General features: G+C 60.9%; 13 protein-coding genes. 5 read left to right on the top strand and 8 right to left on the bottom strand.

The features are described 5' to 3' along the window. Positions 1-9: 9 nt before the first annotated feature. The 3 genes from MTX19_RS16700 to MTX19_RS16710 all read right to left on the bottom strand — a co-directional run bounded on the left by MTX19_RS16700 (position 10) and on the right by MTX19_RS16710 (position 3,748). Positions 10-1,986 (bottom strand): hypothetical protein, encoded by a 1,977-nt coding sequence (locus MTX19_RS16700; protein WP_280984470.1) that lies wholly within the window; start codon positions 1,984-1,986, stop codon positions 10-12. A 112-nt stretch (positions 1,987-2,098) separates the two neighbouring features. Further along, entirely contained in the window at positions 2,099-2,917 is an 819-nt protein-coding gene (locus MTX19_RS16705; protein ID WP_280977442.1) for a hypothetical protein, read from the bottom strand. A 276-nt stretch (positions 2,918-3,193) separates the two neighbouring features. Further along, positions 3,194-3,748: a hypothetical protein gene (locus MTX19_RS16710; RefSeq protein ID WP_280984471.1), complete on the bottom strand. Its 555-nt coding sequence runs from the start codon at positions 3,746-3,748 to the stop codon at positions 3,194-3,196. A 163-nt stretch (positions 3,749-3,911) separates the two neighbouring features. Here MTX19_RS16710 and MTX19_RS16715 point away from each other — a divergent pair, with 163 nt between their 5' ends. Next, entirely contained in the window at positions 3,912-4,391 is a 480-nt protein-coding gene (locus MTX19_RS16715; RefSeq protein WP_280977446.1) for a hypothetical protein, read from the top strand. Between the two features lie 749 nt (positions 4,392-5,140). On the opposite strand, the gene bamA is transcribed toward MTX19_RS16715, so the two are convergent. Continuing rightward, complete coding sequence (gene bamA, locus MTX19_RS16720; RefSeq protein ID WP_280984815.1) at positions 5,141-7,414, bottom strand: outer membrane protein assembly factor BamA; 2,274 nt, start codon at positions 7,412-7,414, stop codon at positions 5,141-5,143. A 247-nt stretch (positions 7,415-7,661) separates the two neighbouring features. Here bamA and MTX19_RS16725 point away from each other — a divergent pair, with 247 nt between their 5' ends. Further along, complete coding sequence (locus MTX19_RS16725; RefSeq protein ID WP_280984472.1) at positions 7,662-8,747, top strand: hypothetical protein; 1,086 nt, start codon at positions 7,662-7,664, stop codon at positions 8,745-8,747. Positions 8,748-9,418: 671 nt separating this feature from the next. Here the strand turns inward: MTX19_RS16725 and MTX19_RS16730 are convergent. From MTX19_RS16730 to MTX19_RS16740, 3 genes are all read right to left on the bottom strand, one after another. Continuing rightward, positions 9,419-9,574 carry a hypothetical protein gene (locus MTX19_RS16730; RefSeq protein WP_280978692.1) on the bottom strand — a complete coding sequence of 52 codons (156 nt, stop codon included), beginning with the start codon at positions 9,572-9,574 and terminating at the stop codon, positions 9,419-9,421. Further along, positions 9,571-10,794 carry an IS701 family transposase gene (locus MTX19_RS16735; RefSeq protein ID WP_280985451.1) on the bottom strand — a complete coding sequence of 408 codons (1,224 nt, stop codon included), beginning with the start codon at positions 10,792-10,794 and terminating at the stop codon, positions 9,571-9,573. The genes MTX19_RS16730 and MTX19_RS16735 overlap by 4 nt, the downstream gene beginning before the upstream one ends. 62 nt (positions 10,795-10,856) lie before the next feature. Next, a protein-coding gene (locus tag MTX19_RS16740) for an IS5 family transposase (protein WP_280985793.1) occupies positions 10,857-11,620 on the bottom strand; the annotation gives its coding sequence in 2 pieces (ribosomal slippage) (positions 10,857-11,276 and positions 11,279-11,620; 762 coding nt in all). 118 nt (positions 11,621-11,738) lie between these two features. On the opposite strand from MTX19_RS16740, the gene MTX19_RS16745 reads away from it, so the two are divergent. The 3 genes from MTX19_RS16745 (at position 11,739) to MTX19_RS16755 (ending at position 14,587) form a co-directional block, all read left to right on the top strand. Beyond that, on the top strand, positions 11,739-12,962 hold the full coding sequence (locus MTX19_RS16745; RefSeq protein ID WP_280984181.1) for an IS701 family transposase: 1,224 nt from the start codon (positions 11,739-11,741) through the stop codon (positions 12,960-12,962). Then, complete coding sequence (locus MTX19_RS16750) at positions 12,959-13,114, top strand: hypothetical protein (RefSeq protein WP_280980268.1); 156 nt, start codon at positions 12,959-12,961, stop codon at positions 13,112-13,114. The genes MTX19_RS16745 and MTX19_RS16750 overlap by 4 nt, the downstream gene beginning before the upstream one ends. A gap of 600 nt (positions 13,115-13,714) precedes the next feature. After that, on the top strand, positions 13,715-14,587 hold the full coding sequence (locus tag MTX19_RS16755) for a DMT family transporter (RefSeq protein WP_280984473.1): 873 nt from the start codon (positions 13,715-13,717) through the stop codon (positions 14,585-14,587). Positions 14,588-14,802: 215 nt separating this feature from the next. Here the strand turns inward: MTX19_RS16755 and MTX19_RS16760 are convergent, their stop codons facing one another. Continuing rightward, complete coding sequence (locus MTX19_RS16760; RefSeq protein WP_280986064.1) at positions 14,803-15,462, bottom strand: peroxiredoxin; 660 nt, start codon at positions 15,460-15,462, stop codon at positions 14,803-14,805. Positions 15,463-15,464: the final 2 nt, after the last annotated feature.

A 15,464-nucleotide genomic window follows, 5' to 3' on the forward strand; every position in this document is an offset into this window, starting at 1 on the left:
GCTCATTTGCTAGTGCATCATGTGTGACATCGGATCATCGTGAGTTACCGTGGTCGTCACGTGAACGACGGGATGCGGAGTCGGATCCACGATTTTCGTGTCGTTGAGGAATGCGACGATCTCCGGAGCAAGCGCTTGAGGATCGTTCCAGTGACCACCGTTTCCACCGGAGCTTGCGCCCTGGGGGAGCATGTTGGCCTGGATCAGCACGGAGTCGGAGTAGACATGCCCACCCACAAAGGTTTGATCGGGCTCCGCGCAGACGATCGACGCCAGGTTGAGCGTCAGATCGTGACCTGCGATGACCGACTGCTCCGCTGGGCCATCGCCTATGAGTGGATTTCCTGGCGTGGGCGACGACATGTCCTGCAGAACGTAGTTGCTGTTCTGTAGAAGGTTGGTTTGCCAGATTGCGTTGACATCGTAATAATCACCAGTCACGTACAAGACGTGAAGCGTTCCGCCGTAACCGTGAATCAGAGATGCCAGCGATGGATCCATGCCGGTCTGGCCATTTTCGATCTCGTTGACGATCTGCTGAAGGCCGCCATTGAGCGGATTGAAATCCTGACCTCCGTATGCGTCGATCGTCGCCGCATTGATGAGCTGGTTTCCTCCGAGGCTGATCGACTGCCCACCCAGTCCGCCGGCGCCACCCGCGCTATGCACGGAGTGGATGATGTCGTTATTCACCAGGATATTGTACTGATAGATCATGTTGGCGGAGTGGTACGATCCGCCCACGATGATCATGTCGTACTTGAAGTCACCATTCGTGAGCTGAGCCAGATTCATCAGCTGGTTCTCGCCAGCCACAGCGTCGTAGTGCGTATCCGAGCTCTTCTGCTCGACGACATCGTTGTTGGAGAGGTAGTTGATCTGCGTCAGCGTGTGGACCTGGTAGTAATTTCCATGGACGACATCGATGTCCCACGTGGCGCTCGGCGCTCCTGGAGATCCGGCATAAACTGATGCGTGCTGGACAAACCCGGCCGCATTCGTCGTCTCGTCAGGCGTGAAATTGACGGAGCTGGGTGCTCCCGAGCTCCCGCTCGTTTCGACATGATCGTTGTTTGCACAGGCGTTGACCTGGAAGATCGCATTCGTGGTGTACTGGTTTCCCAGCACGATCATTGTCTTGCAGGCGCTTCCCATATCAACGATCTGCGCGGCATTGGTCAGGTGATTGTCGCCGACATCGGCCCATTGTCCGAGGCTATGGCCGGTGTCCGCGGGCTTGTTGTCGAAAGGCGATGACAGATTCTGATGAAGCGCATCCGGCTCCGTTGCGTCGGGCTGCCCGTTCAATTGGTACCCGTCCTTCACGGACGGGGGATTGCCTGAACCACCATGGCTGTTGTTCCAGTCTTGGTCGATCGCGCCGAGTGACGAAACGATCGCGGACGTGTCGTGCGGAAGCTTCCAGGACTCCGGAACGGCATCACTGACTTGGTGGATCATCGTACCAAGCAGTTGATCCGAAACCTGGATGAGGTGGTTCATGATCGGGGGATAGGTGGTTCCGATCAGGGCGCTGTCGTCATTGAAAAGCGCGTTGACCTGATGGATCTCGATCTCGCTTTGCTCGCCACCGGCGTGATACACAACCTTGACTTCGAAGCTGGCACCGCCACCACCGCCGCCTCCACCACCGCCGAAGAATGGCGGCGACGGCGGGAGGGGCCGATCCGGTTCGTCGGGGACGTCGCCGTGAGGCCAGCTCATTTTTGGCAGATGTGACTGCGGCGCACGGTGGAATTGGTCGATATCGTCCGGCAGGTTTCCTGGAGGTGCCACGGCGGCCGTCTGAAGATCGTCGAAGCTCAGTGGGTCACTATTCTGGGGCGGGCGTGGCGGATCGTCCGCGTCGGCGGCGCGCGCGCCGGGACCCCCGTCAAGTTGCGGGCGATCGCGCGCGATGTCATCGAAGAGATGAAGGTAACCGGCAAAATAAGAGATTGCTTCCGTCAAGCCGCCCGGAATCATTGTCGATCTCCACTCACAGATCGAGTCTCTGCGAGCTCAAGCGTCGCAATATGAATTGCTGCCAAAATGGAGCGGCCCGCGCGGGTCGAATCCGCGCGGGCCGAGGAGATGATCAATGATGCAGGCCTGTGTCGTGCGAGTCGTGCAGGTCGGACCCTGCCACTTGCATCGTCAGGCTGTTGAACTGGATGTTGGCGCCCAGCGTGATCGTCTGTGTGAAGGCAGACTGCGTCAGGGCGGCGTCGGCATGAGAGGTGATGCCGCTGGCAGACGTGCCGGCGACGTCGCCGACATGGCTGTGGTCGAGATTGGAATCGCCGCCAAGAGCCTTGGCATCCATGCTGAACCCGTCGCCGTGCTCGGTCTCGGCACCGGTGAAGGTGACATTGGCGTTGTCAACCTGCCCATTGTTCACCAGGTTGTTCACCTGATCGATGTTGAACTGGTTGCCGTCACCGTTCAGCGTCTGGTTCACGACCTGCGGCATGATCAGCGAATCGCTGAAGTTGCCCATGTCGTGCATATCGATCACCGGCGAGCTCAAGCCGGTTGCATGCAGATCGAGGTCGACCTTGACGTTGACGTCGACGTTGGAATCGACATGGTTCTCGACGTTGTTATTGACCGCGTTGTCGACCTTGTTGTGGACGTCGTTGTCGTTGTGGTCGAAGTTGCCGTTGGCATTCAGGTTACCGTTGCCGTTCCAGTTGCCGTTGCCATTCCAGTTGCCATTCGCGTTGTCGTTGTCGCTGGAATTGTCGCTGGAATTGTAAAGCGCCTGCGAGGCGGTCTGCGTCTCGTGCTGGCCCTGACCTTGACCTTGGCCCTGACCTTGACCCTGGCCCTGCAGATTCAACTGGCCCTGACCCTGACCCTGCAAGTTCAGCTGGCCCTGAGCTTGACCCTGAAGCTGGCCCTGTTTCTTGGACATGAGATACTCCTGTTTGGGTTTGGAGTATCGTCAACGTTTGCGGCCGCTGATCTTCTGCGTCTGCGACCCCTCACGTCTTTCGATACTGCTTTGCGTTGAGCCGGTTCTCCCGACTACGGACATCGCCTGATGTCCGCACAGGCAGCATCGTCGAAGACCTGGAGGTCTTCAAATGCCTTTCCGGAGTAGTGGGCGTGGTCCGAGGGGTGGAGTTCTTCTCCGAAGGAGGTAAGCTTCGACGGGGAGGCTACTACCTTTGAGGTATCGCTCATGCCGTCATTGCTGCAGGTGAGCCTCGAGCTTCGGCAGAAATTCCCAGACATCTCGGTTGATGCGGATCATCGCGCGGACCGTCTCAGAGAGCTCCTTCAGACGAGCCTCATCGACCGGCCGCGTTTCTCCAAACGCGAGGCTTGCGCGTGTCTGAATCACGCGCATGGACTGTGTCTTGACGATTTCGCCGCTCTCGTCGACCGCATACATGCAATGCGTGAGCTCGTTACGAACTTGCGTCGTATCGTTGAAGCGGTCGATAAGCTTGTTCAACTCTCTACCAAGAGCTTGATCTCTAATCTTGATCTTGGCCAGCCGTTGAATCAAATCGAGACGGGCGCGCGTCGTGTTCAATGTGGCGAACACTAACGCAGCCGACGCTTCATCCGTGCTGAGCAGGAGCATCAGGACGTAAATGAACAGGCTCTCATTGTTCGACCAATTGAAGATGAGATTGCCAATGAGCGCGAGGACCGTCGTTCTATGGCCGGCTGACTCCGGCGCGGTCGCCTCAAGCGCGCTGAAATCCGGTTTGGGAGGTAGCTTGCTCGCAGTCATTGACCTGGACCCCGCGTGACGTCCCGACGACTCGCAATCCCTTGCCAAGTCGACTAACGTTGGCATCCTAGCGCAGTTTGACTCCACCGTGCTACGCTCGTTTGCTAGCGCTGATGGCCCGATGGCAACGCCGGAAGCCAGAATGCTGAGGTGGCTTTTTACAATGATCGACGTGCTCCGTGTGCGCAATGCCGCGGTCACGACGATCCGGCCATTGGTTGAAGCAAGCAGAGGCCGTCTCGACGGCATTCCCGACTCGGTTTGGCTTGAACCTTATATGATCGGGCTCTTGGGCATGCTGATCACCTTGGCGGCGGAGCGGCAGACGCGCCCCATCGAGGGGGCCGCGATGCGCCAGATTCAGACGGAAGCCTGGCGCAAGATTACCGGGCTCGACTATCGAATAGGCGAAGAGATCATGCTGCTCAGTGCGACTCATGACGAGCAGTTCCTCGCAGGGTGCATGGATGCTGCGAGTATAGCGTCCGAGCTATACGGCGATGAAGCGGCCGCTCCGCCCGGCTGGGATGCCCCTAATCTGCTGGGCTCGTCGCTCTTTGCCGATCCAGCCGCAGCTCATCAGGTCCGGGACATCGTCCGATGGCGCGAGACATTCGATTCCTACATCGTGCGTCGCCAGTAGATCGGGGCGGCTCGGCGTCTTCGCGCAGTTCCCTACCGATTTGGAGCAGCTCGTTCGCCAGTATGGCGATTTCTGTCCGGTTCCTGGCATGGAGCTTTCGCATGATTTGGCGCGGGTCCCACGCTCATTGCCAGGTGAAGGTTGGAAATTCGAACCGGGGCCGTTTGGCGGGCTGGTATGCCGATGATCAGTGCCGGCTGTGCTCAGAGCGGAGGGGAGCGGGCGGCGCCGGACCCGACGGGCGCTTCTCAACTTCGCTTCGCGTCCAGGCTAACTCGCTGCTGGTTGGTTACTACCGGCGCCGAAATGCCTATAAGAATCGAAAGCAGGAGCGGAGGAAGGAGAAGCATATGTCCATGCAACATCCATGTCTCCAGCGAGCCCCAAATTGCATATGTGGCAACGACCGTAAGAACCTCAGCGAGGATGACGCTCTGTTGCCATCAGAAGCTTAATGAGTTTGTAATGAGTTTGCCTATTGGCCCATAGCGTCCACCTCGACGCTTGCTTTGGCGCCTGCTTCTAGGGGGACCGGACGTCCCCACGGCATGATCCAGTTGACGCAAATGCCCCTTAGGCGACCCGATCGCGCCCTGGGCTGTGAAGCGTTCAACTTAGATCGCAGTTCGCCCTTCGCGTGAAGGCGGCCAACTTCGAGAACATCAAGCATCGGCACCGTCGGATACTGATAGCGACGTCGAGCTGCGGGATAACCTCAATCAAGTCGCTATGGCGCTGCATCTCGCCGGTCAGAACGGCGAGGCGGTAAAATTGAACGGCTGCGTCACATCATAGGCCGCCTTTGTGATGGGCAAAGCGTAGTTGATGGCGAGCGCCCCGAAGGGCGAGGCCCAGGTCAGGCCGACGCCGACGGACGAACGCAGGATGTTGCTGTTGGCCACATTAACCGTCTGGCCTCCGAAGGTTGTGGGTCCCGTGTAACGAAACACGCTTCCGGCATCGACGAAGGCCGAGCCCTTCAAACCGTATTCGTTGGGCAGGCCGGGAATCCCGCTCTGCAGTTCGGCCGTGGTTGCCCAATACAGGCTGCCGCCGACATTGTCCATCGTGCTGCCGCTGGTCAGGTCGCGCGGGCCGAAGCCGTTGGGCGCGAAGCCGCGCACCATGCCGGGGCCGCCGAAGAAGCTGTTGATCAGCGGCGCCTGTTGACCGCCCCAGCCGGTGATATAGCCGCCTTGCGCGCGAACCAGGCCGACCAGGTCGCCGCCGAGAGATTGGTAGTGGCGCACATCCCCCGTCGTCCGAAGGAAACGGACGTCGCCGCCGAGGCCGGCGAGGTCCTGCCTGAGTTGCGAGTTGACGCCGCTGGTCGGGCTCTTGGTGTTGTCGAGGGTGCTGTAGGTGGTCGTGCTGCCGATACCCGATACCAAGGCAGGCCCGGCCGCAGCGGCCTGCTGGATCGGTAGCGACACTGTCGTGCCTGACGAAGTCGGTGCGAGCGTGACACTCTGGTTGGACATCGAATAGCGCCACTGCACGCTGGTCTCTTCCGCCATCGGCGTCGCGAGCGTGAAATTGGCGCCATAGGTATCGGTCCCGTAGGACTGATAAGTGCTGGCAAAGGTCTGCCTGCCGAACAGCTCGGCGCCCGCCGTGGCGCGGCTGTCGAAGATATCCGGTTCGGACACCGAAAGATCGACACCGCGCGAATACTGGCCGTAGCCGACGCGCGCCTGCACCGCTGCGCCAGTGCCAAGAAAATTGCGATCGCCCAGCTTGACCTCGCCGAGCCATCCGTCGGTCGTTGAGTATCCGCCGGACACGAAGAAATCGCCGGTCGGCTGGTCGACGGTTTCGACGTCGAGCACCACGCGATCGTTTGCCGAGCCCGGCCGGGTCGTGATCTTGACGTCCTTGAAATAGTTCAGGCTCTTCAATCGCCGTTCGGCGCGATCGACCAGCGTTTGGTTGTACGCATCACCTTCCGCGAGATCGAATTCGCGGCGGATCACATAGTCGCGCGTCCTTGTGTTGCCGTGGATCGCGATCCGCTCGATGTAGCTGCGCGGTCCCTCCTTGATCACGAAGGTCACGTCGATCCGCCGCGCCTCCGCGTTGCGATTTGTGCGAAGGGTTACGTGTGCAAAGGGAAAGCCAAGCTTTTCCATCTCTAACGCCAGCGCCTCGGAGCTCTTGTCGAGGAGGCTATTGTCGAAGGGCACGCCCGAACGTGCCGAAATCCGGGCACGCAGCTGCTCGGGATCAATCCCGGACACGTGCGACTCGAGACCGATGCTGCCGAGTCGATAGGGCTCGCCTTCGTCGATGACGAAAGTCACCGCAAAACCCTGGCTGGCCGAATCATATTCGGCGCGCGCGTCGGTGACGCCGGCGTCGGCATAGCCATGGTTGCGGTAATAGCGCCGAAGCTGCGCGCGGTCCTGCGCAACCCGGTCGGGGTCGTAGATGTCCGTATGGGTGAGGAAGCTCAGCACATTCGTCGCGGACGTGTTGATGACGGCGGCCAACTGACGCCGGCTGAACGCGTGATTGCCGACGAAATTGATCTGCCGTACCGTCGCTTTCTTGCCCTCGGTGATGGTAAAGACGAGATCGACGGTGTCGTTGCCGCGCTCGATCGTCTCCGGCACCACTTGGACCTCCTCGCGGCCAATGTGCCGATAAACCTCCATGACGCGGCCGACATCGGCCTGCACCGTGGCGCGTTGGAATGGAACACCAGGCTTCGATTGGACAGCGGCGGCAAGATCTTGATCCTTGATTTTTTTGTTGCCCTCGAACGCAACGCGGCCAAGCAGCCTAGCTTCGGTCAGACGCACGACGATGCCATCGCCGGCGCGATCAATCCTGACCTGGTCGAACAGTCCCGTACCGATCAGCCCTTTCAACGCGGCGTCGAGTGCGGCCGCGTCGTAGTGGCCGTCGGCCGCGGGATGGAAATAGGAACGCACCGTTGCGCTCTCGACGCGCCGGTTGCCCTCTACGGTGATCCTGGTCGCGGGATCGGCAGCCAGCGCCCGCGAGACAGACAGCGCGAGCACGACGACAAGCAGCGCCGCCGCACTGCACCGCCGGTCTCGCCGATTGGATATCCCCGTCACTTCTGCCTGATATCTCACGGGCGACATCGAATTTCCGGCGCCGGGCAAAAGAATGTCAGAGGCGAGGCCAGTTGCAGGCCAAAGGTGAACGCTGCCACAATTTCGACGCGCCCCCGACCTGCCGTCCTAAGATTCGTCGTATGGCCGCTTCAAATGCCGCTTAGCCAAAGGGCTGGAAGCTCTCGCGATGCACGCCGTCGCGAGCGCGAAGGAGCATCACATGCGTTATGCAGCTCTCATCTTCACACTGGTTGCTCTGATTGGTCCGGCTCCCGCCGCAGTCGCTTCCCAGATCGATCCGCGCGCCTCGCTCGGTGTGGTGCAACAGTGGATCTACAACTATCGCGCCAAGCCGGACTATGCGCACGTGCCGGCCGCTGTTCGCGTCCTCTTTCATTCGCAGACGTTCAAAGAGCCCGAAAACGCGGGGATCTATCTCGGCTTCATCGCCGGGGCGATCGGGTCGAATCCGCCGAAAGCCGAGCAGCTGGTGAACAGCTTGATCCCCGTGCCGCCGGAAGACGAGTGGGTCATCGTTCGCGCCATTGCCTATTCGGGGCTGCCTGACTGGCGCAACCTGCTACGGCGGATCGCGCCGAAAATGCCGGAACGGCGGGTCATGATCGACAGCTATCTCAACGGTACGCTACCGACGCTGGCGGAAATTCCCCTGGAAGAGTCGAAGCCGGGCATGCTCGACAAGCTACGCAGCGCCTTCAGCCGCAATCCGTTCAAGAAGGAAGACAAGAAGCTTGACACCAAATTGACCTTCGCGACGAGCCAGGATCTGCTGGATACGCTCTGGGGCTACTATTTCGCGACGGGCTCTCACGTGCCGATCATGAGAATCGTTCAAATGCTGCCGTGGTCGAAAAGCCGCGACACCATCGACAAGCTGACGGTGGGCAGCATGGCGCGCTACACCCTTGCAAGCTATGCCGTGCGCGACAACGCCTTGCGCGAATTCCTGCGTGGCGAGCTGGCGCAGCAACCTGAAGCGATGAAGGGTCCGCTGACCGAGGTCATTCGGGCCGCCGACACCGTTCAGCTCAGCGCCTTGCGACGCGATGCCGTCGCAGCAGTCGAGGAACTAAAGACGAAGGGATCGGATGCCCGCCGCAACCTCGATTTCTGGGGACAGGTTGGGGTGGGCGCGCTTGCCCTCGGCTGTGTGTCCGCTGCTGCGCTCGGACAAGTCGCTGTCGGCGTTCCCTGCGTGATCGGCGGTGCCACGTCGCAAGGGTTGTTGTCGTTCTGGGAGAAGCAGCAGTAGCGCCGTCTCGTCTGGCCAGCGAACTCGGCGGCATCGATCGAGGGCCGTAGGCGGTAGCCCGCCGCCTTAAGGCGGCGGCAGACGTAGGGACATCTTCCCGTCTGCAGCTACCTCGCCGTGCCGGTCAAGTCCCGCTGCGACGCTCCATGCGAATGTCAGCATCTGGCCCCATAGCTGAAGGCCGCTTCAATCGTCGGCACGTCGGCTCGTCGGGGCAGAGCGGACATCGCTGAGCTCGGAATCATCGGCGGCTTGGCGCGAATTCCAAAACGGTCGCGACGAACGGCGGACAGGAGTCCCAGCTATCAGTCTCACGCTCATTGCCAAGTGCAGGTTGGAAATTCGAACCGGGGCCGTTTAGCGGGCCGGTATGCCGATGATCGGTGCCGGCTGAGCTCAGAGCGGAGGAGCGGGGCCGCGCCGGACCCGACGGGCAACTCAATTTCTCAATATTCGCTTCACGCATCCTGGCAAATGTCCAGCCCTCGGGCGAGAAATATTTCTGTTTTCCAGAAATGACGTTTAGTCTATGATGCGCCCGTCTCACCCGCCTGAGGGGCGCTTCGCGATCGTCACGAGTGTTGGGTTGGGATGCGGTGGACGCCGATGTCACGGCTGACGAGCGTGGCTGATGGCGGACGGTGAAGTCGTGCAGGCCTGACGCCCTAGCATTACAGTTGTAATTTTTGCTTGAGATGCGCTTTGCGCGCGTTGGCTTGATGAGCCCTGCGCCAGGATGACCATGCGAGGATGTGGGCATGCGGGATGCGCCGCTGGGCGAGCTTCATGGCGATGCGGCGGATTTCCTGGATCGACCAGCGGATCAAGAACGATGCTTCGGTCGGGGCCGCGGTCGCGTTTTTTTAAGCAATGCTCCGGTGTTGGCCCGATGACGGATGACGGCCATCGTGGCGAAGGCAAGCATGACCAGTGAGACATGGCGATGCCAGCCATGCCAGGAGCGGGTTTCGTTGTGATCAAGACCGAGCTCGTTCTTGGCGGTTTCGAAGCTGTCTTCGATGGCCCAGCGATGGCCTTCCACGGATACCAGCTTCTGCATGGACGTGCCCTTGGGGCACCATGTGGAGAAGAAGGCTAAGCTGTTGTCGGCAATATTGCGGCGGATCAGAAGACCTCGGGTCCATTCCCCGGCAAGGTCGTCGTTGTATTCGCCGGCGTCGAGATCGGCCAGCTCAAGATAGGCCCAGTCGTGCCAGCGCGGACCTTTGGTTCCTTCGCCGGACGGCAGGCGGCGCCAGGCCTTCTTGGGAAGGCTCTGCGCGATCGTAGAGGCAGTGCCGGCGACAGGCTGCTGCTTGCCCCAGGAATAGAACACGTGATTGGAAGCAACCCCCAGAACATAGCCTTTGCCCGCCTTGCGCAGCAGGGTTTCGATCGCTCCCGTGCCATACACGCTGTCCGCTGCTACGAACGAGAACGGCACCTTTGCGGCGATCGCGCGAGCGATCATTTGATGCGCGATCCGGGGCTTCGTCGCAAAGCTCACATCGCTCGGGACATGTGCGGCCTTCAGGCGAGCGGGTTCGTCCGTCCATTCCTTTGGCAGGTAGAGCGCCCGATCGATGAAGGCATGGCCATGCCGCGACACATAGGAGGCAAACACTCCGATCTGGCAATTGGTGATCTTGCCCGCCGAGCCAGTGTACTGGCGCGCGACCCCACACGAGGCCTTGCCCTGTTTCAAAAAGCCGGTCTCATCGATGACCAGAACCGCGTCCTCGTCACCCAGCGTTTCCAGCGCGTACTCACGTACAATATCGCGCAGCGCGTCGGCATCCCACTGCCCCCGACCCAGAATCGCCTGCTGGCGCCACGGGCCTGGATCGCCAGCCGCTTCCGCCCGCATCCAACCCGTCTTGCGCGGCTCGTTGCCCAACAGTCCGTCGAGAAATTGCCCCGCCGAGGCCGCGACCCGCTCTTGCGTAAACAGCGGACGGATGCGTTGCTTGGCATCTCGCAACGACGAAGCCCACAGCGTCAGCGTATCCTCAACCGACGCGCCACCAATCATCAGATCCCGAATCATGGTCGCCCATAGATTCAGAACCTTCAGGAAGATGCAACTGTAATGCTAGGCAGTGTGGACACTTATCGCATCCATAGGACGATGGCGGCGAGAGTGACGACGGCTCGGTAATTTCGGGCGGTTTTTTCGAAGCGGGTAGCGACGCGACGGAACTGCTTGAGTTTGGAGAAGCAGCATTCCACGAGATGGCGCTGGGCATAGAGATGCTTGTCGAGCGGATATTTGAGCGCGCGTGACGGGTTGTTGGGGATCACGGCGAGCGCCTTTTTGGCGGCGATGTCTTGGCGCAAATGGTCGGCGTCATAGGCTGTGTCGGCGATGACGACCTCGGCGGGCAGTCCCTCGATCAATGCGGCGGCTTGCGGTGCATCGCCCTTCTGGCCTGCGGTGAGCGTGAACCGGACAGGACATCCAAGACCGCGAACGGCCATATGGATCTTCGTGCTCAGGCCGCCGCGCGAGCGGCCAAGCGCCTGATCTTCAGGCCCCCTTTTTTCGCCCCAGCGGCGTGCTGATGCGCCCGGACGATGGTGGAATCGACGATTAGATATTCGAAGTCTGGGTCGTCGGACATCGCCTCGAAGATCCGCCACCAAACACCCTTGGTGCTCCATCGGCTGAAGCGCCGGAACACGCTGTTCCAGTCCCCGAACACCTCCGGAAGATCACGCCAGGGAGAGCCGGTCCGCACGATCCAAAGCACACCTTCCACGAACATCCGGTTGTCTCGCCCGGTCGAGCCCTTCTGGTCGGGCCGGCCGATGATCAGCGGCGCCATGCGCTCCCAGGCCGCGTCGCTCAACACCAAACGATCCATCACACCCAAGACTGCCTCCCCAAAAGCAGCCTTGAATCTGATTTGCTCTCAAAAGGGAATCCTTAGAGTCCACACTGCCTAGCATTACAGTTGCATCTTCCTGAAGGTTCTGAATCTATGGGCGACCATGATTCGGGATCTGATGATTGGTGGCGCGTCGGTTGAGGATACGCTGACGCTGTGGGCTTCGTCGTTGCGAGATGCCAAGCAACGCATCCGTCCGCTGTTTACGCAAGAGCGGGTCGCGGCCTCGGCGGGGCAATTTCTCGACGGACTGTTGGGCAACGAGCCGCGCAAGACGGGTTGGATGCGGGCGGAAGCGGCTGGCGATCCAGGCCCGTGGCGCCAGCAGGCGATTCTGGGTCGGGGGCAGTGGGATGCCGACGCGCTGCGCGATATTGTACGTGAGTACGCGCTGGAAACGCTGGGTGACGAGGACGCGGTTCTGGTCATCGATGAGACCGGCTTTTTGAAACAGGGCAAGGCCTCGTGTGGGGTCGCGCGCCAGTACACTGGCTCGGCGGGCAAGATCACCAATTGCCAGATCGGAGTGTTTGCCTCCTATGTGTCGCGGCATGGCCATGCCTTCATCGATCGGGCGCTCTACCTGCCAAAGGAATGGACGGACGAACCCGCTCGCCTGAAGGCCGCACATGTCCCGAGCGATGTGAGCTTTGCGACGAAGCCCCGGATCGCGCATCAAATGATCGCTCGCGCGATCGCCGCAAAGGTGCCGTTCTCGTTCATAGCAGCGGACAGCGTGTATGGCACGGGAGCGATCGAAACCCTGCTGCGCAAGGCGGGCAAAGGCTATGTTCTGGGGGTTGCTTCCAATCACGTGTTCTATTCCTGGGGCAAGCAGCAGCCTGTCGCCGGCACTGCCTCTACGATCGCGCAGAGCCTTCCCAAGAAGGCCTGGCGCCGCCTGCCGTCCGGCGAAGGAACCAAAGGTCCGCGCTGGCACGACTGGGCCTATCTTGAGCTGGCCGATCTCGACGCCGGCGAATACAACGACGACCTTGCCGGGGAATGGACCCGAGGTCTTCTGATCCGCCGCAATATTGCCGACAACAGCTTAGCCTTCTTCTCCACATGGTGCCCCAAGGGCACGTCCATGCAGAAGCTGGTATCCGTGGAAGGCCATCGCTGGGCCATCGAAGACAGCTTCGAAACCGCCAAGAACGAGCTCGGTCTTGATCACAACGAAACCCGCTCCTGGCATGGCTGGCATCGCCATGTCTCACTGGTCATGCTTGCCTTCGCCACGATGGCCGTCATCCGTCATCGGGCCAACACCGGAGCATTGCTTAAAAAAACGCGACCGCGGCCCCGACCGAAGCATCGTTCTTGATCCGCTGGTCGATCCCGGAAATCCGCCGCATCGCCATGAAGCTCGCCCAGCGGCGCATCCCGCATGCCCACATCCTCGCATGGTCATCCTGGCGCAGGGCTCATCAAGCCAACGCGCGCAAAGCGCATCTCAAGCAAAAATTACAACTGTAATGCTAGTGGCTGGTGTCTCATCAGTAAGAGCAAGCTCTCTCGCTGATGACGGTGACAACAAAGCCCAGTCTCGCCGGGGAGAGCACGTATAAGCCGTAACCCATCGCGCAGGGAAAGCCGGGATTGCTCCGGTTTCACCTGTGGTCCTACCTCCCGTGCTTTCCATTTGCACGGGACCCATGGGTGCGATCGGCACCCGGCTTTCCCTGCGCCCTCTGATCAAGGAGAGGGTGGAGCGAAGTGCAAACCTCGGGCGCATCGTGCCGCGAGAATGCGAACGTATGACTCACAAGCGGTGCGACAAACTCGGTGTCGTCCTGGCGAAAGCCAGGACCCATTATCCCAAATGCTCATTGTTGAGCGACGCTGGGGCCACGTTCCCGTTTACAATCAAATGCGGTGGTTATGGGGCCTGGCGCTCGCCAGGACGACGAACGACGAGTGGCACGCACAACGCCTGCCGCGGAGTATTGCTCCCTTGCTTGCGCAGGGATGACACTGCGCGTGACGCGCTACTTCATCATAGCCACTGCCTTGCGCAGCATGGTTGCAAATTTCGCGATTGCCGACTGCCTCATCTTCAGGCAATGACGGCCGGCAATGAACAAGAGCTACGAGGAAACTGCTGCTCGTCTGGCGCCGGCGATCTTTGTCGTGCTGTGGAGCACCGGATTCATCGGCACCAAATACGTCATCAACAATGCGGAGCCGCTGACCTATCTTGCGATCCGGATGGCGTTCGTGGTGGTGGTGATGATGGTCATCGCCGCGATCGCGCGGCCGAGATGGCCGGACCGGGCCGGCATGTTTCACAGCGCGGTCGCCGGCATCCTGGTGCACGGCTTCTATCTCGGCGGCACGGCGATTGCGATCGCGCATTCGATTCCGGCCGGGCTCTCCGCGCTGATCCCGGGCCTGCAGCCGATCCTGACCTCGACGATCGCCAACCGCTGGTTAGGGGAACGCGTCACGTCGCTGCAATGGGGCGGGCTCGTGCTCGGCCTTGCCGGCGTCGCCCTGATCCTGCACGACCGGCCGATGACAGGCGAGGCGGGGTGGGGCTGGCTCGCCTCGGTCGTCTCGCTGATCAGCATCACGCTCGGCACGCTCTATCAGCGGCGCTACTGCAACCGGATCGACTGGCGCGTCGGCAATCTCGTGCAGTACATCGCGGTGACGATCTTCTTCGGCATCGGCGCCTTGCTGTTCGAGTCCAATGTCGTGCACTGGACCGCCGAATTCGTGCTGGCGCTGGCCTGGCTGGTGTTCGCGCTGTCGATCGGCTCGATCGGGCTGTTGTACTGGCTGATCCGCCACCATGCCGCGACCTCGGTCGCGAGCCTGTTCTATCTGGTGCCGGCGGTGACCGCGTTGATGGCCTATGTGCTGTTCGGCGAGCGGCTCGATCCTGTCGCGATATCAGGCATGGCCGCCTGCGCCGCGGCGGTGTTGCTGGTCAACCGCCGCCCGTAGGCGCAGCCCTTGTCACGAACAATTGCAGTCCGGCTGGTGCCGAGACCAATTCCTTGTCATTCCGGGGCGATGCGGAGCATCGAACGACGGTGCGCACTTGCGCATCCGGGAATCTCGGAATTGCTGGATGCGCATTGCGCACCTGCGGTCTGGTGTCAGCGCACCAGACCCGAATGACCCTTGCGATAACGCGCGAGGCACGTCCTCGCAGACAGTTACTTCGGCTGCGGCACGATCCGGATATACGGCTTCGGCGCCTTCCAGCCCTGCGGATAGATCGTCTTGGCCTCCTCGTCGCTGACCGAGCCCGAGATGATCACGTCCTCGCCCTGCTTCCAATCGGAGGGGGTGGAGACGCGGTGCTTGGCGGTCATCTGCAGCGAGTCGATCGAGCGCAGGATCTCCTGGAAATTCCGGCCCGTCGTCATCGGATAGACCATCACCAGCTTGATCTTCTTGTCCGGCCCGATCACGAACACGTTGCGGACGGTCTGGTTGTCGGCCGGCGTGCGGGTGAGGGGATCGCCGGAGGTCGAGGCCGGCAGCATGTCGTAGAGCTTCGACACGTTGAAATCGGTGTCGCCGATCATCGGATAGTTCGGTGCGGCACCCTGGGTTTCCTTGATGTCCTCGGCCCATTTGGCGTGACGGTCGACCGGGTCGACCGACAGGCCCATCAGCTTGACGCCGCGCTTGTCGAACTCCGGCTTCAACTTGGCGAGCGCGCCGAGCTCGGTGGTGCAGACGGGGGTGAAGTCCTTCGGGTGGGAGAACAGCAGCGCCCAGCTGTTTCCGATCCAGTCGTGGAACTTGATCTTGCCTTCGGTGGTCTGAGCTTCGAAGTCGGGGGCGACAGCGCCGATCTGAAGTGCCATGA

It is taken from the genome of Bradyrhizobium sp. ISRA464 (genome assembly GCF_029910095.1).
Lineage (GTDB): Bacteria > Pseudomonadota > Alphaproteobacteria > Rhizobiales > Xanthobacteraceae > Bradyrhizobium.